At 30.2% G+C, this 24,129-nt stretch carries 23 protein-coding genes and 1 pseudogene; all 24 read left to right on the top strand.

From position 1 onward, the window contains the following. Positions 1-34: 34 nt before the first annotated feature. The 24 genes and pseudogenes from ABD771_RS10440 to ABD771_RS10325 all read left to right on the top strand — a co-directional run bounded on the left by ABD771_RS10440 (position 35) and on the right by ABD771_RS10325 (position 24,126). Positions 35-444 (top strand): annotated as a pseudogene (locus tag ABD771_RS10440) (adenylyltransferase/cytidyltransferase family protein). An 85-nt stretch (positions 445-529) separates the two neighbouring features. Then, positions 530-1,501 carry an SDR family oxidoreductase gene (locus ABD771_RS10435; RefSeq protein ID WP_345094251.1) on the top strand — a complete coding sequence of 324 codons (972 nt, stop codon included), beginning with the start codon at positions 530-532 and terminating at the stop codon, positions 1,499-1,501. A 9-nt stretch (positions 1,502-1,510) separates the two neighbouring features. Further along, the gene (locus ABD771_RS10430; RefSeq protein WP_345094249.1) at positions 1,511-2,899 is read left to right on the top strand and encodes a UDP-glucose 6-dehydrogenase; all 1,389 of its coding nucleotides are present in this window, start codon (positions 1,511-1,513) and stop codon (positions 2,897-2,899) included. A gap of 10 nt (positions 2,900-2,909) precedes the next feature. Next, positions 2,910-4,187, top strand: coding sequence for a nucleotide sugar dehydrogenase (locus ABD771_RS10425; protein WP_345094247.1), 1,278 nt, complete (start codon positions 2,910-2,912; stop codon positions 4,185-4,187). A gap of 52 nt (positions 4,188-4,239) precedes the next feature. Then, positions 4,240-5,271 (top strand): polysaccharide biosynthesis protein, encoded by a 1,032-nt coding sequence (locus ABD771_RS10420; protein WP_345094244.1) that lies wholly within the window; start codon positions 4,240-4,242, stop codon positions 5,269-5,271. Positions 5,272-5,294: 23 nt separating this feature from the next. Further along, positions 5,295-5,696 (top strand): WxcM-like domain-containing protein, encoded by a 402-nt coding sequence (locus ABD771_RS10415; RefSeq protein ID WP_345094242.1) that lies wholly within the window; start codon positions 5,295-5,297, stop codon positions 5,694-5,696. A 72-nt stretch (positions 5,697-5,768) separates the two neighbouring features. Then, on the top strand, positions 5,769-7,178 hold the full coding sequence (locus ABD771_RS10410) for an MBOAT family O-acyltransferase (RefSeq protein WP_345094240.1): 1,410 nt from the start codon (positions 5,769-5,771) through the stop codon (positions 7,176-7,178). Next, positions 7,178-8,131 (top strand): hypothetical protein, encoded by a 954-nt coding sequence (locus ABD771_RS10405; RefSeq protein WP_345094238.1) that lies wholly within the window; start codon positions 7,178-7,180, stop codon positions 8,129-8,131. The genes ABD771_RS10410 and ABD771_RS10405 overlap by 1 nt, the downstream gene beginning before the upstream one ends. After that, on the top strand, positions 8,128-9,258 hold the full coding sequence (locus ABD771_RS10400) for a polysaccharide biosynthesis C-terminal domain-containing protein (RefSeq protein ID WP_345094236.1): 1,131 nt from the start codon (positions 8,128-8,130) through the stop codon (positions 9,256-9,258). The genes ABD771_RS10405 and ABD771_RS10400 overlap by 4 nt, the downstream gene beginning before the upstream one ends. 504 nt (positions 9,259-9,762) lie before the next feature. Then, positions 9,763-10,896 carry a non-hydrolyzing UDP-N-acetylglucosamine 2-epimerase gene (gene wecB / locus ABD771_RS10395; RefSeq protein ID WP_345094265.1) on the top strand — a complete coding sequence of 378 codons (1,134 nt, stop codon included), beginning with the start codon at positions 9,763-9,765 and terminating at the stop codon, positions 10,894-10,896. Between the two features lie 81 nt (positions 10,897-10,977). Then, positions 10,978-11,673: a CatB-related O-acetyltransferase gene (locus ABD771_RS10390; protein WP_345094234.1), complete on the top strand. Its 696-nt coding sequence runs from the start codon at positions 10,978-10,980 to the stop codon at positions 11,671-11,673. A 4-nt stretch (positions 11,674-11,677) separates the two neighbouring features. Beyond that, on the top strand, positions 11,678-12,367 hold the full coding sequence (locus ABD771_RS10385) for a hypothetical protein (protein ID WP_345094232.1): 690 nt from the start codon (positions 11,678-11,680) through the stop codon (positions 12,365-12,367). Positions 12,368-12,411: 44 nt separating this feature from the next. Next, a complete protein-coding gene (locus ABD771_RS10380) occupies positions 12,412-13,029 on the top strand; it encodes a lipopolysaccharide biosynthesis protein (protein WP_345094230.1) in 618 nt (205 codons plus the stop codon). 119 nt (positions 13,030-13,148) lie between these two features. After that, entirely contained in the window at positions 13,149-14,558 is a 1,410-nt protein-coding gene (locus ABD771_RS10375) for an O-antigen polymerase (RefSeq protein WP_345094228.1), read from the top strand. A gap of 38 nt (positions 14,559-14,596) precedes the next feature. After that, positions 14,597-15,832, top strand: a complete 1,236-nt coding sequence (locus tag ABD771_RS10370; RefSeq protein WP_345094226.1) for a glycosyltransferase — start codon at positions 14,597-14,599, stop codon at positions 15,830-15,832. 206 nt (positions 15,833-16,038) lie between these two features. Continuing rightward, positions 16,039-17,151: a hypothetical protein gene (locus tag ABD771_RS10365; protein WP_345094224.1), complete on the top strand. Its 1,113-nt coding sequence runs from the start codon at positions 16,039-16,041 to the stop codon at positions 17,149-17,151. 2 nt (positions 17,152-17,153) lie between these two features. Beyond that, on the top strand, positions 17,154-18,263 hold the full coding sequence (locus tag ABD771_RS10360; RefSeq protein ID WP_345094222.1) for a polysaccharide (de)acetylase: 1,110 nt from the start codon (positions 17,154-17,156) through the stop codon (positions 18,261-18,263). A gap of 3 nt (positions 18,264-18,266) precedes the next feature. Next, positions 18,267-19,334 carry a glycosyltransferase gene (locus ABD771_RS10355; protein WP_345094220.1) on the top strand — a complete coding sequence of 356 codons (1,068 nt, stop codon included), beginning with the start codon at positions 18,267-18,269 and terminating at the stop codon, positions 19,332-19,334. Next, entirely contained in the window at positions 19,331-20,269 is a 939-nt protein-coding gene (locus ABD771_RS10350; protein ID WP_345094219.1) for a hypothetical protein, read from the top strand. The genes ABD771_RS10355 and ABD771_RS10350 overlap by 4 nt, the downstream gene beginning before the upstream one ends. Continuing rightward, complete coding sequence (locus tag ABD771_RS10345) at positions 20,259-21,407, top strand: glycosyltransferase family 4 protein (RefSeq protein ID WP_345094216.1); 1,149 nt, start codon at positions 20,259-20,261, stop codon at positions 21,405-21,407. Before ABD771_RS10350 ends, ABD771_RS10345 begins: the two co-directional genes overlap by 11 nt. A gap of 90 nt (positions 21,408-21,497) precedes the next feature. Next, complete coding sequence (locus ABD771_RS10340) at positions 21,498-21,728, top strand: acyl carrier protein (protein WP_345094213.1); 231 nt, start codon at positions 21,498-21,500, stop codon at positions 21,726-21,728. A gap of 21 nt (positions 21,729-21,749) precedes the next feature. Then, positions 21,750-22,493, top strand: a complete 744-nt coding sequence (locus ABD771_RS10335; RefSeq protein WP_345094211.1) for an SDR family NAD(P)-dependent oxidoreductase — start codon at positions 21,750-21,752, stop codon at positions 22,491-22,493. Position 22,494: 1 nt separating this feature from the next. Next, positions 22,495-23,127 carry a NeuD/PglB/VioB family sugar acetyltransferase gene (locus ABD771_RS10330; RefSeq protein ID WP_345094209.1) on the top strand — a complete coding sequence of 211 codons (633 nt, stop codon included), beginning with the start codon at positions 22,495-22,497 and terminating at the stop codon, positions 23,125-23,127. A 12-nt stretch (positions 23,128-23,139) separates the two neighbouring features. After that, positions 23,140-24,126, top strand: coding sequence for a hypothetical protein (locus ABD771_RS10325; protein WP_345094207.1), 987 nt, complete (start codon positions 23,140-23,142; stop codon positions 24,124-24,126). Positions 24,127-24,129: the final 3 nt, after the last annotated feature.

The following is a 24,129-nucleotide window of genomic DNA, read 5'->3' as shown; positions in this document are numbered from 1 at the left end:
CTTGTGTGACTCATATGGCGAAGCCGTGGAAAAAATGAAAATAGGAATTACTTTTAGCGCTTTCGATTTATTGCATGCAGGTCATGTAAAAATGCTTGAAGAAGCAAAAAGCCAATGCGACTACTTGATTGTTGGATTGCAAACTGATCCAACTATTGATCGTCCAGAAAAAAACAAACCCATCCATCGGTCGTTGAACGATATATTCAATTAAAGGGCTGTAAACATGTGGACGAAATCGTTCCTTATACAACCGAACAGGATTTGGAAGATATACTTAAAAGTTTTCCTATTCAAGTTAGAATTGTTGGGGATGAATATGAGGATAAAAATTTTACGGCTCGTGCTTATTGCGAAAGTTCTAACATCACTTTGTATTTTAACAAACGCGCCCATCGTTTTTCAAGTTCTGCTTTAAGACATTTAATTGCTTCAAAAATATAATAATAATTAATTTCTTTATCATTATTTATTAGTTGAGATCCGTCAAAAAATAAAAAATAGAGTTTCATAAATTGTATTAAAACTAATGAAAAAAACAAACATATTAATCACAGGAGGAGCAGGTTTTATTGGCTCCAATTTATGTGAACATTTTCTTAACAAAGGATACGCTGTTGTTTGTTTGGATAATTTTGCTACCGGTCATCATAAAAATATAGAACATTTATTTACTAATTCCAACTTCCAATTAATTGAAGGTGATATTCGGAATTTAGAAGATTGTAAAATTGCAGTTGAAGGCTGTGATTATGTTTTACACGAAGCGGCATTAGGTTCGGTTCCAAGATCTATCAAAGACCCAATAACTACTAATGATGTAAATATTTCGGGTTTTTTAAATATGTTGGTTGCCGCACGTGACGCTAAGGTTAAGCGTTTTATTTATGCTGCAAGTTCCTCAACTTATGGCGATTCAGAGGTATTACCAAAAACTGAAGATGTAATTGGTAAACCACTTTCTCCTTATGCAATTACAAAATATGTAAATGAACTTTATGCTGGAATTTTTAGCTCAACTTATGGATTAGAAACAATTGGTTTACGATATTTTAATGTTTTTGGACGCAAACAAGATCCAAATGGTGCCTATGCAGCAGTGATTCCATTATTTGTAAAGCAATTTATGAATCTTGAAAATCCAATAATTAATGGAGATGGAAATTATTCAAGAGATTTCACTTATATCGATAATGTAATTCAAATGAATGAGTTGGCTATGCTAACAACCAATCCGGACGCTATAAATACAGTTTATAATACAGCTTTTGGTGATCGAACTACTTTAAATCAATTAGTAGGAAGTTTAAAAGAAATTTTATCAAAATACAATACTCAAATACAGTCTGTAGAAATACTTCACGGTCCTAACAGGGCCGGTGATATACCACATTCTTTAGCAAGTATTGATAAAGCAAAAAAATTATTAGGATATAGCCCAAAATTTTCCATGAAGCAAGGTTTAGAACAAGCTGTAGATTGGTATTGGAAAAATTTATAATATCAAGAAATGATCAAAAATATTTGTTGTATTGGAGCTGGCTATGTAGGAGGACCTACCATGGCTGTTATTGCCCAAAAATGTCCACACATTAAGGTTACTGTTGTTGATTTAAATGAGAAACGAATAGCCGCATGGAATGATGACGATTTAAATAATCTTCCAATTTACGAGCCAGGTTTAGCCAATGTAGTTTCTCAGTCTCGTGGAAGAAATTTATTTTTTTCTACTGATGTTGATTCAGCTATTGATTTAGCCGATATGATTTTTATATCCGTTAATACACCCACAAAAAATTATGGTGAAGGAAAGGGTATGGCTGCAGATTTAAAGTATATTGAATTGTGTGCCAGACAAATTGCAAGAGTTTCTAAAGGCAACAAAATTGTTGTTGAAAAATCAACATTGCCAGTTAGAACAGCCGAAGCTATAAAAAACATATTAGAAAATACGGGAAATGGTTTTAAGTTTCAGATTTTATCCAACCCAGAATTCTTAGCCGAAGGAACTGCTGTAAGAGATTTACAAGAGCCAGATAGAGTTCTAGTGGGAGGAGAATCTTCGCCTGAAGGTCAAGAAGCTATAAGTAAGTTAGTTGACATTTATGCAAATTGGGTTTCAAAAGATAGAATTTTAACAACAAATGTTTGGTCTTCTGAATTATCAAAGTTAACTGCTAATGCATTCTTAGCGCAAAGAGTTTCTTCTATTAATGCTTTAAGTGAATTATGTGAAGAAACAGGCGCTGATGTCAACGAAGTAGCCAGAGCTATTGGTATGGACAGTAGAATTGGTTCAAAATTTTTAAAAGCCTCTGTTGGTTTTGGTGGCTCTTGTTTTCAAAAAGATATTTTAAATTTAGTCTACATTGCAAAATCCTATGGATTAAATGAAGTAGCTGATTATTGGGAACAAGTAATCATTATGAATGATTATCAAAAAAGACGCTTTTCAAAAAACATAGTGAAAACTTTATATAATACACTATCTGGAAAGAAAATTGCTCTTTTAGGATGGTCTTTCAAAAAAGACACTAATGACTCTAGAGAATCTCCTGCCATTTATGTTGCCAATGATTTGATTGAAGAACAAGCAAACTTAGTTGTGTTTGACCCTAAAGTAGAAGAAAATCAAATATATTCAGACTTAAATTCCTTGAAAAGTCGCTCGGAAATTGAAAATATAAAAGGGTTAAAAGTAAGTTCTAATTATGTTGATGCATGTAAAGATGCTCATGCGATTCTAATAGTAACCGAATGGGATATATTTAAGTCATATGATTGGAAAAAGATATTCGACCAAATGCAAAAACCTGCATTTATTTTTGATGGTAGAAATTTATTAAATAAAAAAGAATTAGAACAAATTGGCTTTATCTATAAAGCCATTGGTTCATAGATGTGAAATAATGAGTACTAAAATTGCAGTAATTGGTTTAGGATATGTAGGATTGCCTTTAGCACGTCTTTTTGCCACAAAGTATCAAGTAGTAGGTTTTGATATCAATAAAAGCCGAATAACAGAATTAAATTCTGGAATTGACAAAACCCTTGAAGTTAGTGATGAAGACTTGCAAGCTGTTTTGGTAAAAGATTTTAATACCGACACAACTGGATTACATTGTTCAGATTTATTAACAGATATTGTTGATTGTAACTACTACATTGTAACCGTTCCGACACCCGTAGATAAGAACAATCGTCCCGATTTAACACCACTTTACAAAGCCAGTGAAACAGTAGGCAAAGTATTAAAAAAAGGTGACATTGTTATTTATGAATCGACTGTATATCCTGGTGCTACTGAAGAAGAGTGTATTCCAGTTTTAGAAAAAGTTTCTAGTCTAAAATTCAATAAGGATTTCTTTGCAGGTTACTCACCTGAACGTATTAACCCCGGAGATAAAGAGCATACAGTAGAAAAAATCCTAAAAGTCACCGCAGGATCTACTCCAGAAATTGGAGAAAAAGTAAATGATTTATATAAAAGCGTTATTGTAGCAGGAACGCATTTAGCACCTTGTATTAAAGTTGCAGAAGCTGCTAAAGTAATTGAAAATTCACAACGTGATATCAATATTGCTTTTGTAAATGAATTGGCAAAAATATTTAATCTACTTGATATTGATACTCATGCTGTACTAGAAGCTGCAGGTACCAAATGGAATTTTTTACCCTTTAAACCGGGCTTAGTTGGCGGACATTGTATAGGTGTTGATCCTTATTATTTAGCTCAAAAAGCGCAAGAAGCTGGTTATCATCCAGAAATTATCTTGGCAGGTCGTCGTTTAAATGATAGTATGGGAGAATATGTTGCTTCGCAAGTAGTGAAGTTGATGATTAAAAAAGGGATTTCTATTAAAGGTTCTAAGTTATTAATGTTAGGAATAACCTTTAAAGAAAATTGTCCCGATGTTCGTAATACTAAAATTGTAGATGTGGTTAATGCCTTAGTAGATTATGGTGTTTCAGTTTCTATTTTTGACCCGTGGGCAAATCCAGCAGAAGTTTTTCATGAGTATGGATTGAAATCAACCAATACTATACCCAATCAAAAATTTGATGCGATTGTTTTAGGGGTATCTCACAAGGAATTTATAGATATTGATTTTACTACTTTGCAAAATACTATTAGTATTTTGTATGATGTTAAAGGAGTATTGGGAGAAGCAGATGCAAAATTGTAGGATATTGATTTAGTAAAATTTAATTTATAATAAAAAATATTAAAATAAAGTTATGATATCTGATAAAATCCTTCTTATAACTGGTGGTACAGGATCTTTCGGATCTGCTGTTCTAAATCGATTCCTTTTTACGAATCATTTTAAAGAAATTCGTGTTTTTTCTCGAGATGAAAAAAAGCAAGACGATATGCGAAATTTATATAAAAACGATAAAATAAAATATTATATTGGCGATGTACGTGATTTTAATAGTGTCGAACCTGCAACTCGTGGTGTAGATTTCATCTTTCATGCAGCAGCATTAAAACAAGTGCCCTCTTGTGAATTTTTCCCTATGCAAGCGGTTAAAACAAATGTTGAAGGAACCCAAAATGTTATTCGCGCTGCAGCAGTTAACAAAGTAAAAAAAATTATTTGTTTAAGTACCGATAAAGCAGCTTATCCTATTAATGCTATGGGTATTTCAAAGGCAATGATGGAAAAAGTAGCGGTTGCAGAGGCAAGGAACTTAACCGATACTGTTGTTTGCTTAACCCGCTATGGAAATGTGATGGCCTCAAGAGGTTCTGTTATCCCATTATTTTTAAATCAAATTCTAAAAGGCCAGCCGATTACAATCACCGACCCTAAAATGTCCCGATTTTTTATGTCGTTAGATGATGCAGTTGATTTGGTTTTATTTGCATTTGAACATGGCAATTCAGGAGACTTATTTGTAAACAAAGCTCCTGCAGGAACTATTGGTGACCTGGCAACTGCTTTAATGGAATTGACTGAGAAACAAACAGAAGTCAGAATAATTGGGACCCGTCATGGTGAGAAGCTATATGAAACGTTATGTACTAGAGAAGAGATGATGAAAGCCGAAGATATGGGTGATTTTTATCGTATCCCAGCTGACAATCGCGATTTAAATTATGCTAAGTATTTCTCCGAGGGAGACGCAGAAATTGCAGTAATTCAAGACTACCATTCCCATAATGCGAACCAACAAGGAGTGGAAGGATTGAAAAAATTAGTATCTAAACTGCCTTTAATTCGTAAAGAAGTATTTGGAGAAGCAGTAGATTCGTATTTAGGATAAATATTTTATATACTAAATAATCTATGAAACCAAAATTAATTTTCGGTGGTTGTCATAAAGATGAGCGAGGTATTGTGAAATTTAATAATGATTTTAATATGTCAGTCATTAAAAGAATGTACACCATTGAAAACAACACTAGTAATAGCATCCGAGGTTGGCAAGGTCATAAAATAGAGCAACGTTGGTTTATAGCAATTGTGGGAAGTTTTCAAATTGACGTGAAACCAATTCTTGCTTTTGAAAATCAAGATTATTCTCAAGAAATTCTATCATTTAAACTATTGTCCAATTCCTTAGATGTTTTACATATTCCAGCAGGATTCGTTACTTGTATTCACACTCTAGAAAAAAAGGCACAACTCTTGGCTTTTTCTGATTTTGAATTAGGTGCTGTTAAAGATGAATGGAAATACATGCTATAAAGGCAGTTTACCTTTTTGATTTAAAAAACTATTAAATTTTTACTTAGAAATAGTTATTACTAAAATACAATTATGTTATTTAATTCGTTCCATTTCATCTACTTTATATTATTTCTTTTTCCATTATACTGGATTATTCCACAAAGATTTCGATGGATTTTGATGTTGGTTGCCAGTTATTATTTCTACATGAGTTGGAATTATAATTACCTAGTATTAATTCTATTTACTACTTTAATTTCCTTTTTTGCTGCTATTCAAATTGAGAATACTTCAGAAAAATACATACAAAAGAGATATCTCTATGGTTCAATACTATCTTCTTTATCGGTATTATTCTTTTTTAAATATTATAATTTTTTTTCAATAAATTTAAATTCTACTTTATTAAGTAAGTCTTCACAATTTCCTCTGATAGAATGGTTGCTTCCAGTCGGAATATCCTTTTATACTTTTGAAACATTAAGTTACACAATTGATGTGTATCATCACAAATTAAAAGCAGAACGTAATATTGGTATTTATGCTCTTTTTATAGCTTTTTTTCCTAAATTGGTTGCAGGACCAATAGAGCGAAGTGAAAATTTATTACCCCAATTTAGAAAGGTCCAACAATTTAAAGCTACTAATTTCATACAAGGTTCTAAATATATTATTTTGGGCTTTTTCATGAAGCTAGTCATAGCCGATAGATTATCTTTATATGTTGATAGTGTTTACAATAACGTGAATTCACATCATGGATTAACAATGTGGTTAGCTACTTTTTGCTTTTCTTTTCAGATTTTATGCGATTTTGCAGGGTATTCTACCATAGCAAAAGGTATAGCAAAATGGTTTGATTTTGATCTTATGCTCAATTTTAATCGCCCATATATGGCTTTGTCTTTTACAGATTTCTGGAAACGTTGGCATATATCTTTATCTAGTTGGTTTCGCGATTATGTTTATATTCCTTTAGGAGGAAACAAGGTTCGTGTTTCAAGAAGATATTTAAACTTGTTGATTACGTTTGTAATAAGTGGTCTTTGGCATGGTGCCAATTGGACTTTTTTGTTATGGGGTGGATTACACGGATTGTATTTAATTATTGAAAACCTGTTAAAAAATAAAAAAAAGAAATCTTTGTTGGAGAAACATCTTAGTTTGCGAATCCTAAAGCGTATGTTTATTTTTATAGCGGTTAGTTTTGCTTGGATTTTCTTCCGATCCAACAGTGTCTCTGACGCTATAATAATTCTAAAAAAAGCGGTACAAATAGATAACAACGTGTTTTTAGATCCTAAAACTTTGTTTTACGGGTTTATAGCAATTTCTATTTTAGTAGTATTAGATGTTTTTGCAGAAAGAAAAGGTAATGATAATTTCTTGCAAAACGAAAAATGTTCTTTTGGAATTATTACATTATTTGTTGCTTTAGTTCTAGCAATTTTTTATATGGGGGTATTTGATGGAGGACAATTTATATATTTTCAATTCTAATGAAAAAAAATTTAATCAATGTACTTTTATTTTTAATTCTTTTTTTTGGAATCGATTTTACTATTGGAATTGTTGCAAAAAATAGCGTTTTAAAATTAAAAACAGGATTTTTAGGTGTTGTAAACAATACTATAAAAGACACTTCCAAAATATTAATTTTAGGTAGTTCAAGAGCTCAAAATCACTATAATTCTGAACTGATATCAAAAAAATGTAATTTAAGTACTTTCAACGGAGGGCAAGGAGGATATGGAACTTTATATACTCATGCTGTTTTAAACGAACGACTTAAAGAATCTTCCCCTCAACTTGTAATTTTAGACATAGCACCAAATATTTTGGTAGATGAAAAACAATTTGAAAAATTAACTTCTTTGATGCCTTTATGCTCTCTATATCCAAGTTTTTCAGAAATTGTTAAAAAGAATCCGGACAATAAAGAAATAACTTTTTGGATTAATACACTAAAATACAATTCTACTTTATTTGATTTGTTCTATGACAAGTTTGCAGCAAAAAAGAAAGATGGTTATACTGCACTACCGCAATCAATAAATCTAAAAACGTTTGTTCAGTTCTATTATAAACCTGAATTATTTTCAAATGAAATGAAAATAAAAATAAATACCATTTTAAGTAGCCAATTAGAATATGTTACAAAAATGAAAAAACTTTGTGACAAAAAGGGAGTACAATTTCTTGTAATAATTTCTCCATCCTATATTGATTATGATAAGACTAATAAAATAAAGAATAAATTATTTGATTATTTAAAAAATAATCAGATACAAGTAATAAATTTTACTGAAAGCAACTTATTTTCAAAAAATCCTGAATTATTTCACGATCAATTGCATTTAAACGTTAAAGGTGCTACTTTTTTTTCAAATCAAGTTGTTGATAGTTTGAATGTTAAATATTTATTATCTGCATCGAAAAAGAGAATAAAATGAAAAAAATAGGTATAACAGGACAAAACGGATTTGTAGGGCAGCATTTATATAATACTATTGGACTTACGCCAGAAATTTACCAACGCATTGAGTTTAAAAAAGATTTTTTTGAAGATTCTGATGCTTTAGATAAATTTGTATCTCAATGTGATGTGATTGTACATTTAGCAGCAATGAATAGGCATGAGAGTCAAGAATTTATTTATAAGAACAATATTGAATTGGTGCAACGTCTAACCGCTTCATTAGAAAGAACTAAGTCTAAAGCACATGTGTTATTTTCCTCCTCATCGCAAGAAGAACGCGATAATTTATATGGTAAATCCAAAAAAGAAGGACGACAATTATTAGCCACTTGGGCAACTTCAGTTGGAGGAATATTTACTGGAATGTTAATTCCGAATGTTTTTGGTCCATTTTGCTTTCCAAATTATAATTCTTTTATTGCAACGTTTTGTTATAAATTAACCCATAATGAAACTCCTACTATAGACATCGATGGAGAAGTACAATTAATTTATGTTGGAGAGTTAGTAAATGAAATTCTAAATCAAATAAATTTAGGTAAAACAAACGAAAGTTATACGGTAAATCCTACCGCAAGATATAAAGTTTCAGAAGTATTATCTATGTTACAAGATTATAAGGAAAGATATTTTGATAATGGAGAAATACCCATGTTGAATTCTATTTTTGAAGTTAATCTTTTCAATACTTATCGATCTTATATCGATTATTCTTCACATTATCCTATAAAATTTATACAACATACAGATTCAAGAGGTTCATTTGTAGAAGTGACACGATTAGGAGTTGGAGGACAAGTATCTTTTTCAACTACTGTACCCGAAATCACAAGAGGAAATCATTTTCATACGAGAAAAATTGAACGCTTCGCTGTTATAAAAGGAAAAGCGTTAATACAGCTAAGAAAAATAGGAACAGATGAAGTTTTGAATTTTTATTTAGATGGTAAACAACCTGCATATGTGGATATGCCAATCTGGTACACACATAACATAAAAAATATAGGAGAAGAACTACTCTATACCAATTTTTGGATAAATGAATTTTACAATCCAAAGGATCCAGATACGTATTTTGAATCAGTGACTAGTGATTTGTAATTAGTAACTAGTCACAACGATTGATTACTAATAACTAATCACAAAAAAAACACATAAAGATTTAAATGTTTGGTAAAAACTATTGAATATTTAATTGTTTAATAAAGAATTACTAAAAATATCCAAAAGAAAGGTTATTTAGATTAGTTTCATAAATGATAAGCGCTGCTATTTCAATTCCTTCTCACATTGCGGAAGGAACTACTTGAAAAGAAAAATCAGAATTTAAACAATTTTTACACATAGTATTAGCAAGTGCTTAGGAATTAGAAACCCAATTAATAATATTCGGCAATCTAAAATAGATCTCTTATGAGATGTAAAAAAAATAGAATAATTAATCTTCATTTCAAGAATGTTTTAAGGATTAATTAAATCAATCAATATCTACTTAGTTCAATAGTGATTTGTAATTGGTAATTAGTAGTTTAATACTAGTCACTAATCACTAATCACTAATCACCAAAAAATATGACATCACCAATCGCCAATCACCAATCACCAATCACTAAACTAAAAGTAATGACGGTAGTTGGAACCCGTCCAGAAATCATCCGTTTATCAAGAGTATTAGATGCATTAGATGCTTCTGACGCCATAGAACATGTTATTGTTCACACTGGTCAGAATTATGATTATGAATTGAATCAAATTTTCTTTGAGGATTTGGGATTGCGTAAACCCGATTATTTTTTAGATGCAGCCGGTAAAACTGCAACCGAAACTATTGGAACTATTTTGATTAAAATAGACCCATTATTAGAACAAGTTAAGCCTGATGCTTTTTTGGTTTTAGGAGATACCAACTCTTGTTTGTGTGCTATACCTGCCAAAAAAAGACATATACCTATATTCCATATGGAAGCAGGAAATCGTTGTTTTGACCAGAGGGTACCTGAAGAAACTAATCGAAAAATTGTAGATCATATTTCCGACATCAATTTAACATATAGCAGTATAGCTAGAGAATATTTATTACGTGAAGGTTTGTCTGCTGATAGAATTATCAAGACAGGTTCTCCAATGTTTGAGGTATTGCATCATTATTTACCACAAATAAAGGCCTCAAAGGTTTTAGATAAATTAGGCTTAGAAGAAGGAAATTTTTTTGTAATTTCTTCGCATAGAGAAGAAAATATTAATTCTGAAAAAAACTTTAGGGGATTAATAGATTCCCTAAATGCTATTGCAGAACATTACAAAATGCCTATTATTGTTTCAACACATCCTCGAACTAAAAACATGATGGAGAAAATGAAACTTGAAGTAAGTGAAGAAATTAAATTTTTAAAACCCTTAGGTTTTCATGATTATAATGCTTTACAAATGCGTTCTTTTGCAGTTTTGTCCGATAGTGGTACCATTTCGGAGGAATCTTCAACTTTAAATTTCAGAGCCTTAAATATTAGGGAAGCCCACGAACGTCCTGAAGCAATGGAAGAAGCTTCAGTAATGATGGTTGGTTTATCTCCAGAAAGAATATTGCAAGGATTAACGCAAGTTTTAGGACAAAAGGTGGGTAACGAAAGAAATTTTAGAGCCGTGGCTGATTATTCGATGCCCAATGTTTCTGATAAAGTAGTGAGAATTATCCTTAGTTATACTGATTATGTCAAAAGAAATGTTTGGCGCGAATAAATATTTTTACTTAATATTATATGTATTGTTATTTGTTTTACTCCGTCAAAACATTTAAACTAAAACAACAAACAAAAAATCATGTATATTCAATATTTTAAGTATATTTTTGGTAATAATAGAATTAGAAAAGCATTTTTACATTATAAACTGTCTAAATTTTATAAAGCAAAAAGAACTTTAATAGGCTATGACTGTATTATAAGGAATTCTGTGATTGGGAGAGATGTTTTTATCGGTGCTGATTGTTCTATCGTAAATGCAGAGATTGGGGACAATACCTACTTTAATACTAACACTCGTGTAAAAGATGCAATAATAGGAAAGTTTTGCAGTATTGGTTCGAATGTTAAAATTGGCATAGGAATACACCCAATAGAAATGCCTTCTACTCATCCAGCATTTTATGCAAATAATAAAGGCTTTAAAACATTTGCGGATAAAATGTATTTTAATGAGGTGTCAGGGAATATAAATATAGGTAATGATGTTTGGATTGGCTCAGATACAACCATTTTTAATAATGTTACTATAGGAAATGGATCAATTATAGCATTAGGTGCGATAGTAACAAAAGATGTTCCTGATTATGCAATTGTTGCAGGAATTCCAGCTAAAATAGTAAAATATAGATTCAATACCGATGATATTATTTTTTTAAATGAACTAAAGTGGTGGGATTTTGATATTTCTTTTTTAGAAGAAAATTTTGAAATAATGCAGGATTTAGATAAGTTGAAAGACTATAGTCTAAGTTTAAAAACAAGTAATAAATAAAAAAATGATTGAAAAATTATTTAATCTTAAAAATGTTAGAAACAAGAAACTAGGGAAAAATATTATATTAACATTAATTTTTCAACTAGCAACTGTAGCAACAAGTTTCGTAATTCTGCCTATTTCACTTTCTATTGTTCCAGTAGAAGAGTATGGCGTTTGGTTGACTATAAGTTCTGTTTTCGTATGGCTTGGCTATTTTGATTTGGGATTGGGTACTGGTCTCAAAAACAGACTCGGAGAAGCGTTGGCAAATTCGGATACTTTACTAGCAAGAAAGTTAATAAGTACCTCCTATTTTACTATGTTGTGTATAATGTCTTTGCTTAGTTTGGTCTATTTTTTTGTGGCTACAAAGCTAGACTTTGTTAAAATTTTTGGTAGCCCAAATGAGGCTATTGTTTCAAAAGAGCTTTTAGTTTATACGGCAAATATAGTAGTTTATGTTTTTATAGTTCGATTTATTTTGCAATTGATTAATCCAATTTTTGATGCATTTCAAAAACTATTTACAACGAAGTTGATTATGGTTTTGAGTCAGATTTTGGTTTTGATTTCTTTACTTATTGTAAAAAATAATTTCCATGCAAATATTTTTACCTTGGGTTTAGTATTTTCATTTTCTCCAGTTTTTATTTTGGTCATTGTTAGTATTATTTTTTTTTTAAAAATAAAAATTTATCTCCAAGTATAAAGTATGTAGAATTAAAACTTCTAAAAAATTTATACTCATTAGGATTGAAGTTTTTTATTGTACAATTAAACATGCTTGTTCTTTTTCAGTCCTCTAATTTTATAATTATCAACTACATTGGATCAAGCGAAGTGGTGGGTTATAATGTTGCTTTTAACCTTTTTTCTATGATGAATATTGTTTTTTCAGCTATTTCTTCACCTTATTGGTCTGCCTATACCAATGCCTGGATGCAAAAAGATTTAGATTGGATTAAAAGTGCACAAAAAAAATTAATAAAAGTGTGGTTATTTATATGTTTGGTTTCATTTTTGGTTTTACTTTTTTCAGACAGAATTTATCATTTATGGGTTGGTGATAAGGTTGAGATTCCTTTTTCCCTTTCCCTTTTAATTTTTATTTACATGAGTGTATTTACGTTTGGAATGATCTTTAATGTTTTTGTAAATAGTACAGGAAAAGTCCTATTACAAACAATCTCTCTAACTGTTTTAACTATAATTTATATTCCTCTAGTAATAGTTTTGATTCAAAATTTTAAATTAGGGTTGAAATCTATTCCTATAGCATTATTGCTGATTTCACTATATACAGTAATTATTGCACCAATACAATCTAGAAAAATACTGAACGGAACCGCTAAAGGGATATTTAATCATTGATTGTTTTTCAAATCTATTAATTTTATGCTTTTCAATTCTACAGTTGATCAGCAAGATACGAAGGAAATTGCTTTAAAAATTAAGCAGAACCTCTAAGTTTGCTTTTTTAATCTAAACGAATGTTACAATTTGATTCTATACTTTTTATAATTGCTTTTATTGTTTTACTAGCACAATTTGTTATTTTCTATTTCAAGTTGGGTTTGAAAATGATTGCACATCCCGGGACTTTTTTTGCTTTAATTTGGCTTTTTTCTACTATTTCACAGTATTTCCTAATTAAATTTGACTTAGCGATTATTAAAGATATTGATTCCATCAATGAGTTAAATATTTTTGTAATTTTTACGAGTGTTTTTTTTTCTCTTTGGCAATTATTTTATAAATATGAAAGCTACTCAATCAATAAAACCTTTAACTTTAAAATCAATTACAATTTATATAAAAAGCTTTTAATTGTTATGTTAGTTGGGGCAATACTTCAGATGCTATATACATGGTATAGTATTGGTGTTTCATCGTTTAATATTGCAGAAATTAGAGATTTAAATACAAGTGATAAGACCAATTACTTTGGGACTCAAGCAGATTTACTCTTAAGTCTAATCAAGTATACCCAATTTTTTTATCCCGTTCTTTCCATTTTTTCTGGATATTTTTTAGGACTTAAGTATTTATCCAATCAGAGATTGCCCTTTAAAGATATTTTTATCTATATTCCTTTAATCGTAGCGTTATTATATGTATTGACCAGTGGAGGTCGAAATCCGTTGTTCATTGGAATTAAATTATATGCGATAGGTCTTTTTTTTACGTTGCCTCTTGTTCTTCCTGCTGTGAAGCGAAGATGGTTGCTAGTTAGGATTGCTGTTCTGGCCATTACATTATCAATTTTTTCTACTTTTGTTTCTGATGCTCGAAGTGAATTTAATAATCAAGATAGTTTTTCAAGTAATTTTGACAATCCTATTTTGAACTCTGTATCCGGATTGATTGAATATATGGGTGCTCACTACTATGGTTATCAGCTGAGAAATGTAGATACCTTTGACGAAGCTAAACTTGGTTATGGGTATTTTACATTCAATAGTTTATTCGACATGAAAGTGCCTTTTGCTACTTATATTGGTTTTGAAAAAAATATTGGAAACTTTTTCGGATATGATGTAAATCCAATTGATTATTTTTATTTATGGGAAAATGATAAAGAGGGATATTACACGACAAATTCTATCTATTTAGATTTAAAACTTGATTTCGGTTATGTAGGAACAATTTTATTTTTATTGTTTTTTACACGTTATACGCACAAATTATTTTTGAAAACACAGAACAAAGATACTATTAGCATCTATGTTATATTTTGGTATTTTATGTGCTTTAATTTTTGGGCAGCATCAAATTTTAATTCGTTTTATGCCGATTACATGATAGAAGGGTTAGTAATGTTTTTTATTTTTTCTCGTTTATTTACGAAAAATATTTCGCTTAACTGGAAATTTAACCAAAGATTACAGATACAACACTGATATAGGTGCTGAATTATTCATTTAAAAAACTAAGCAACATGCGTTTGACTGTTTTAACTAAGCAAAATCCTTTTTCTACTCCTGGTGCTTCTTCAAATAGATTACTTGGATTGCTAAATGGACTTCTGAACTTTGACTATAAAATAACCTTGTTGATTACTGGAGGATACTATAGTTTATCTGAAAAGACTTTATTCAAAAAGCAGGGTATTCATGAAGGTCTAAACTATGTATACCTTTCTGAATATGAAAACACGTCGCTCAATAAAAGAAGGCTTTATGAGTATGGTCTTAAACATTTAACGTACTTAAAAATAAAAAAAAATTATAAAAAATATTTCATTGATTTAAATACTGAAAATATTATATGGATCAAGAATGATATTATTAATTTTAAAGTGGTTAACAGTCTTGAAAAAACTTCACTACAATCTTTTTTCATGGAAATTAACGAATTTCCTGATATTCATTTACATAACAATAGTACTCGCTTTTTCTGGCAAACAAGTGCTGCAAACAAGACTAATGCGTATTTTGAAGGGCATATTTTGAAAAAGCTTGATGGTCTTGCTTTGATGACACAAACGCTTTGTGATTATTTTAAGGATAAAATAGGGTTACATACAGAAGTCATCCATCTTCCAATGACCGTTGATTTAGAGCGTTTTGATTTGAATCTGAGCTACCCAAAGTTTGAAAATGTAAAAGCACCTTATATTGCTTTTTTGGGTTCGATGAACGATGCTAAAGATGGAGTGAACATCCTTATTGAATCCTTTAGAGAAATTGCTGCAAAGTATCCAGATATACATTTGTGTTTGTTTGGTTTTTGGACTTATGATACAGGCAAACATTTATCGCTTATCAAGAAGGCAAAACTCGAGAAAAGAATTTTGTATGCAAAGGCCATAGATGCTAAAGATGTAATTAAGGTAGTTATGAACGCAAAATTATTAGTCTTACCTCGTCCCGATTCTTATCAAGCAAAAGGTGGTTTTCCAACTAAATTGGGCGAATATTTGGCAACGTGTAAACCTGTGGTGGCAACACGAGTAGGAGAGATTCCTTTTTATTTAAAAGACAATGATTCTGTTTTTTTCTGTGAACCTAGTTCGGTTTCTTCGTTGACAACGGCTTTAGAATTAGCACTTTCGAATGAGGAATTGGCTTATCAAGTAGGTGTAAATGGAAGAAAAGTTGCAGAAACTATTTTTAATAAAGATGTTCAAGCGAAAAGATTAAATAGTTTTTTTCATGAAATAAAGAAGAATTAAGGATTGATTTGAAAAATATTGATTTTACCGATGAAGAATGGGTATTTATTAATAAATAATCTTAAAGTAAATACTTGTTGGAATTAATTTGCTCAACCTTGATAGAAATTGTATTTGTCTAAAAGTTAAAACAAAGTACTGAACATTGTTTTAAAGAAAATACTGAGTTTTTAATATATAATATGTAATAATATTAAGTACAAAAAATGAAATTAGTAACCAAATTAGCAAAAAATTATATAAATTTTAGAGGTTGGAAAACTAACCGTAAAATTGTTGTTATTGAGTCTGATGATTGGGGTAGTATTAGGATGTCTTCCAAAGAGGCTTTAGAAAAAATCGCTAAAGTTAACCCTCATATACTTAAATCCAAGTTTGTTCAATTAGATGGTTTAGAAAAAACTCAAGATTTGGAATTACTTTTTGAGGTATTGGCAAAGTTTAGAGATTGTAATGGAAATCAGCCAGTAATTACTGCTTTGTCCCTTACATCTAATCCCGATTTCCAGAAAATTAAAAATTCTAATTTTGAATACCATTCCGAATCAATTACTGAAACCTACAAAAAGTATGGGGAGTCTAAATTAATTGAATTATGGAAAAATGTAGGTATTTCAAGTAATTTGTTTTACCCGCAATTCCATGGAAAAGAACATTTGCACCCTGAGCGATACATATCAAGAATTGAAGATATCAATGATATTGAGCATCAAGGATTTTTAAATAATTCTATTATTGGAGGCGGTGTAGAAAACTCAAGAGTAAAAAATTTTATGGCAGCTTTTGAATATCATAAAGAGGATGATCAAAGAAACATTGAAATGAGAACAGAAGAAGGGTTAAAAGACTTTGAAACTTTATTTGGTTTCAAATCAAAATCTTTTTGTCCTTCACAATCTATTTATGGTGAGCACCTTTTTGAGGTTTTAAAAAACAACGGAGTTCATGTCATACAATCTGGTCAGCAATTTAGACCAGAAAAATTGAGTTTAAAAAAAATAGATCATTATTGGGGTGATACCACAATGAATGGTTTGATTTTTTGGCGTCGAAATTGCACATTCGAAACTTATAAAGAGAATCGTGTAGACCATGTAGACGAATGTCTAAAAGAAATTGAAATAGCATTTAGATGGGGGAAACCTGCAGTAATCAATAGTCATAGAATTAATTTTACAAGTAGAATTAGTTCAATTCTAAGGGATAAAACTTTATCGGATTTGGAAGTTTTGTTAAAAGCAATTTTAAAGAAATGGCCAGAAGTTGAATTTGTTAATAGTCAACAATTAACAGAAATAATTTTAAATCAGAATCAATAATTTTGAAAGAAATACTAAAAAAACATCTTATTAATTTTAGAGGAAAAAAACTAAATTCAAAATATTTGGTTTTAGAATCTGACGATTGGGGTTCTATTCGTATTCCAGATATAAAAACTCGAAATAGCTTTTTAGAGCAAGGGTTAATCAAGAATAATGATCCATTCTCAATGTATGATACAATTGAGTCAGAAAGAGATTTAGATAAATTATTTGATGTTTTAAGTCAATTTAAAGACCAAAATAAAAATCCACCTATTATAACAGCAAATACTGTTGTAGCGAATCCAGATTTTCAAAAAATCAAGGAGTCCAATTATAAATATTATTTCTTTGAGCCATTTACAAAGACCTATTCATATAATAAAGGTTCTGAAAACGCTTTTAAGTTGTTTAATAAAGGGATCGACGAGAAGTATTTTTTTCCTCAATTTCATTGCAGAGAACATTTAAATCTAACTATGTGGATGCAAAGATTACAAAATAATAATTCTGCATTTATAAGAGCATTTCAACACAATTGTTTTTCAATTGATTTTGAAAATCATTTTAACAAGAGAAGTAACTTGATGGCTTCTTATGATTACAATTCGGAAGCAGATTTAGAAATTATTAAACAAAGTATTCATGAAGGTCTTGCCTTGTTTGAATCCATTTTTGGTTTTAAATCTAAATCATCCATTGCGCCATGCTATGTTTGGGATAAAAAAATTGAACAAATACTCCAAGAAAACGAGGTGAAGTTTTTACAAGGATCTAGATTTCAAAATTCACCTATTGAAGGAGGTACTTCTTTTAAGAAAATATTTCATTTTAATGGTCAAAAAAATGAATTTGGACAATATTATTTTCAAAGAAACTGCCTGTTTGAACCTTCATTAAATCATGATATAGATTGGGTTGATAAATGTATGGAGAGTATTGCAATAGCTTTTAGATGGAATAAACCAGCCATAATTGGAACCCATAGAATTAATTTTTGTGGCGGATTAGAAGAGACTAATCGTGATAGAAATCTTATTTTATTACAAGAGTTATTAAAACAAATAATAAAGAAGTGGCCAGACGTACAGTTTTTACATAGTGCCGCTCTTCATGAATTATATAGTTAGAAAATGAAAAAAATACTAATAATTGCTCCATCTAGAAAAATGGGTGGAATAGAGAGAGCATTATCGGTTTTGTCTAATGAATTTATAAAAAAGAACGTTAAAGTAACTTATGTTTCCTGTTTAAATAGTATTTCATTCTATGAATTAGATGCAGCTGTTATTGTTAAAGAACCTAACTTTAAAAGAAGTGGAGGATTACTAAATAAAATACTTTTTTATCCTAGATTGTTTCTTTATTTAAGAAAACAAATTAAAATTGAAAAGCCTAATAGTGTATTGTGTTTTGGTGATTTATTTAATCCACTTGCTCTCATGGCATCAATAGGTTTAAAAGTGCCTGTTTATATCTCAGATAGAACAAGTCCAGATTTTAAATTTCCAAAGTACATAAATTGGTTAAAAAAAATATTCTATCCAAAAGCATCTGGATTTATAGCTCAAACACAGAGGTCGTTTGATTACAAAAGAAAAGAATTTGGTGTACATTTTAATCAAATAATAATACCCAATGCTATAAGAGCCATTAAAAAATATGACGTTGAAAAAGAGAAAATTATTTTTTATGCTGGACGTTTTTCTTGGGAGAAAAATCCAGAAGCATTAGTTAGAGCCTTTGCTAATATTTCAGAAAAAGAAAATTGGCAATTAGTTATGGCTGGAGAAGGTCCTCAATTAGAACTAATAAAAAATCTTACTTCAGAATTAAAAATTATAGATCAAGTGCTATTTCTTGGAGCCATTACTACTATAGATGAGTGGCTGTGTAAAGCATCTGTTTTTGTTTTACCTTCGTTATTAGAAGGTTTTCCTAATGCCTTGTGCGAGGCTATGTCTGCAGGATTGCCAGTAGTTTGTTTTGATAGTATTCCTTATGAATCTCTATTTGAACCTGGCGTATCTGGTGAAGTGGTACCTTTAGGAGACATCGAAGGATTGTCTAAAACACTTCAAAAACTAATGACAGACAAAACACTAAGAGAACAGTTTAGTAAAGAAGCATCCCAAAGAGCAAGAAATTGGAAAAAAGATGTAATTGTAGATAAATACATGGAATTCCTAAAATTGTTATGAACATTTTTTATAAAATTTATTATTCGCTGCCTCACGATACAAGATTTGGTATTGTATCCAAAATTATTAATAGAGTTGCCGCAAAAGTGGTGAAGCGCTGTTATGACAACGTACTACCGTATTATTTTGAAAAAACTGCAAAAAGTGTAGGTATAGGAATAAATAAAACAGAAGAAAGAGAGCGAAAATATATTGTATCGCTTACAAGTTTTCCTGCTAGAATAAATGATGTTTGGATTTCTATTGAGACCATTTTAAGACAATCCTTTAAACCCGATATGGTTTTACTTTGGCTATCAAGTGACCAATTTAAGGACGAAAAATTGCCTCAAAATTTATTGAATTTACAAGATAGAGGCTTGACCATTAAATTTATAAAGGAGGATTTAAGATCACATAAAAAATACCTCTATGCACTTGAAGAGTTTCCTAATGATTATATAATTACATTAGATGATGACTTATATTATGAAAAGGATTTAATTCTAAATTTAGTAGCGTTGAAAAATAAATATTCTAATTGTGTACCAACCAATAGAGCTCATAAATTAAAAATTAATTCTGGTAAAGTTGAACCATACAAAAAATGGTTGCATAACAGCATCGATACAAAACCTTCTAATTTAATAGTTCAAACTGGAGGTTATGGAACACTCTACAGTAAAAGTGATCTTTACAAAGATTTTAATGATATTGAAAAAATTAAAGAATTGGCACCTCATGCCGACGATTTATGGATGAAAATAATGGTGTTATTAGGTAGTAAAAAATTGGTAACAAATAGTAAATATAATAAAGATCCCTTGGTAGTTAAAGGCACGCAAACTGTGAAATTGGTTACCCAAAATGTAATTAATGGCGGAAATGACGCCCAATTAAAAAACATGATAGCTTTTTACAACATTACCGAAAACCATTTTCAAGATGAAATCTAAAAAACTAATAGTAGGAATAACTGCAGAAGGCTCTGTAAATTTATTACTAGGTCAATTAGCTTATTTTAAGTCTCTTGGTTATGAAACTTACCTTTTAGCTCCGTATAGCGAACGATCTGCAAATTTTTGTAAAAAGGAAGGTTGCACCCATCTTATTATAAATATAGAAAGAGAAATATCTTTATGGAAGGATTTGAAAACTTTACTAAAAATAATTAGAATTTTTAAAGAAGTAAAACCAGATATAATAAATCTAGGAACTCCTAAAGTAGCTCTTTTAGGAATGATTGCAGGTAAAATTTTAGGTATAAAAAACAGAATCTATACTTGTAGAGGTTTTCGCTTTGAACATGAAAATGGAGTAAAGAGAAAGATTTTAATTGCTATGGAAAAAATAACTTCTTTGTGTGCACATCAAGTTATTTGCATCAGCGATTCAGTTCAAAAATTAGGAATTGCCGCCGATATTTTCTCTAAAAAAAAATCTAATGTTATCAATAAAGGAAGTAGTAATGGGGTAAATCTTGAGTTATTCGATCCTTTAAATCAAACATACATAGATAAGAAACAAGAGATTGTTGATAAATATGACTTGAAAGATAAATTTGTTTATGGCTTTCTTGGTAGAATAGTAGATAGAAAAGGAATTAATGAACTTTATAATGTTTTCTGTAAAATTTATGAAGAGAATTCAAATACTAGATTGCTTTTAGTTGGCCCTTTTGAGACCGATCAAATTGCTGATAAAACCTTGTTAGAAAAAATAAATAATCACCCAGCAATATTTAATATAGGTCGTGTTTTACAGGACGAAGTGCCTCCATATATTTTGGCGTTAGATGTTTTTGTTTTACCGGCATGGTGGGAAGGTTTTGGAAATGTTCTGGTGCAAGCAGCTGCAATGGGAATTCCTGTTATAAGTACCACAGGAACAGGAACAATTGACGCCGTTTCTGATAACTTCAATGGAATTTTAGTGAATCCAAAAGCCGAGATGGAACTTGAATTCGCAATGAAACATTTGCTATTAAACAAAGAAATCACAATCCAATATGGTGAAAATGGTTTAGAGTGGTCCAGAAATTTTGAAAGAACAATAATTTGGAATGGCATCAACCAACTCTACACAAAAAGATAGAAGGTAACGGGTAAGAATTAAATATTTGAAAAATTTTTTATTCTGTATCAATGTAGAAATAATATAATAATAACAAAAACACACACAATCATGGAACAAAAATTTATTGAATTATTCAAAGAAGTTTTAGAAGCAGAAGATCAAGATGTAAATTTAACTGACAAATTTAGAGATTTTGACAATTGGGATTCATTAACAAATTTATCTCTTATCGCTATGATAGATGATGATTTTGGTGTTCATATACAACATAGCGATTTTAAAAATCTTTCAACAATTGCCGATCTTATAGAAACTATCAAAGCAAAAAATAAATCATAATTACCAAGAGTTTTATAATTTATGAAAACAATTTTTAGTCTTTCCAATAAGAATATTTTAGTAACTGGTGCGTCTTCTGGTATAGGAAGAGCAATTGCGATCGAGAATTCTAAACAAGGAGCAAATATAATTGGGACAGCAAGAAATAAAGAGAAATTATTAGAGACTAAAGAAATGCTTAGTGAGGGTAAACATCTGTTTATAGATGCTGACTTGAGTGATGAGGCTAGCCTAGACATGCTTGTTGAACAACTTCCTTTGCTTGATGGAATAGTTTTAAACGCTGGAATTGTAAAAACGATGCCGGTAAAATATATAAAAAAGAATGTTTTAGATTACATGTTTAATGTAAACATTCAAAGTTCAATTTTATTAATACAGAAATTATTAAAAAATAAAAAAATTAACTCCGGAGGTTCTATTTGTTTTATATCATCAGTTGCAACTCAAAAAGCTACTCTAGGAAATGCAATGTATATAGCAACAAAAGGCGCAGTAAATTCTTTTGCGAAAGCTTTGGCACTCGAATTAGCTCCCAAACAAATTAGAGTGAATGCAATAATGCCAGGATTTGTAGAAACAAATATTTTGGAGGAAAATAATATTAGTGAGGAGCAATTAGAAACACACAAAAAAAATTATCCAATAGGTAGATTCGGAAAACCAGAAGATGTTGCACATCTTTCAATCTACTTAATGTCTGATGAATCCAAATGGATGACAGGGAGTTCAATAGTAATTGACGGAGGCTTTTCAATAAAATAAAATGAAAAATTTAATAATTATAGGTGCAGGTGGACTGGCTCGAGAAATATATGATTTAGCCAAAATATGTTCTCAAAATGAAACTCTATTCAAAATCAAAGGATTTTTAAGTAAGGATGATACTGGAATAGAAGCGATGGGGTATCCAAAAATTTTATCGACTGTTATTGATTACTCAGTTGAAGAAAACGATTGTTTTTTTTGTGCTATTGGCGATGTAATTGTTAGAAAACGAGTTGTTGAAACCATAATTTCTAAGGGTGGTGAGTTCATCAATTTAATTCATCCAACAGCAATAGTTTCACCTAGTGTAAAACTAGGTATAGGGATTGGTATAAAAAGTCACTGCGTGATTTCTAGCGATGTCGAAATAGATAGTTTTTCTTTTTTGCAGAGTTCGGTTATCATGGGACACGATGTGAAAATCGGAAAATTTTGTCAGATAAACTCTTTTGCTTTTTTTGCGGGTTATGTGAAAATAAACAATAATGCTACAATTAACGCCGGAGCAAAATTGCTACAAAACGTTGTTGTTGAAGAACAAGCTATTGTAGGAATGGGTAGTGTAGTAATTTCTAAAGTAAAAGCTGGGACTACAGTATTCGGAAATCCTGCCAAAAGAATTAATTTTTAAAAAAGTTCTCACATGGTAAAATTTGAACATAAATCAATAAAAATAAATGCTATCGCTACTGCTTTACCATCTAACGAATCTAAACATTCATTAAGTGAACAAACTAGTTCCGACTTAGGATATGAAGCAGCACTTAAAATAATTAATGAACATACTATTGACATTAACACTATTGGGATAGTACTTTTTATTTCTAAAACCGCTGATTATCGCGGACCGGCTACTGCTCTAGTTTTACATCACCGACTGCAATTACCTATTGATTGTTTAGCTTTTGATACTCCTATTGGTGCTTGTGGTTTTGAAACAGCTTTAAATATTGGATCTGCCTTATTAACAACAAATAATACAAAATTTGCATTATGCATTTTTGGAGATACTACATCCAAACAACTTTCTGATAATGATTATTTGCAAAACGAAATAGTTGATGGTTCATCTGCAATGCTCCTTGAAAAATTAGATTCTGATGAATTATTTAAAATAGAAAATTTATCATTGAGCAATCATTGGCAAAAATATGTAATCCCATCAGGTGGATTTAGAACAAATAACTTATTTGATCATCTAATTAACAAAAGAGATTGTCAATCAAAAGAAAATCTTCATATAGATTTTCCAGAGATTGATACCGCATTTAAAACAAAAATAACCAATATTATCTCTGATAAGTTAAAGCAAAATTCTGTGAAGCCTGTTGTTTTGGTTAATTCATGGAATAGAAATATTGCACTTGCAGTAAAGGAAATAGGTACATTAAATAATTTAACTTGTTATTTTATTGATACTAATCAATACGCTTTTTCTGCTTCTATTCCTTTGCTGCTTGAAAAAATTTTTGAAAACGGAGCTCAAGAAATTATTGATGTGATGACCATAAGTTTTGGAGAAGGATTATCAATGATGATATCAGAGTTCAAGATAGATGAATCAGCAATAGTAAAAACTATTGCAACAAATAATTTTTTTGATAATGGCTTTGTGACACATGAAATGTAAAAA

Source organism: Flavobacterium chungnamense (assembly GCF_039539165.1).
Classification (GTDB): Bacteria; Bacteroidota; Bacteroidia; order Flavobacteriales; family Flavobacteriaceae; genus Flavobacterium; species Flavobacterium chungnamense.
This window is presented reverse-complemented; position numbering and strand designations above follow the sequence as displayed.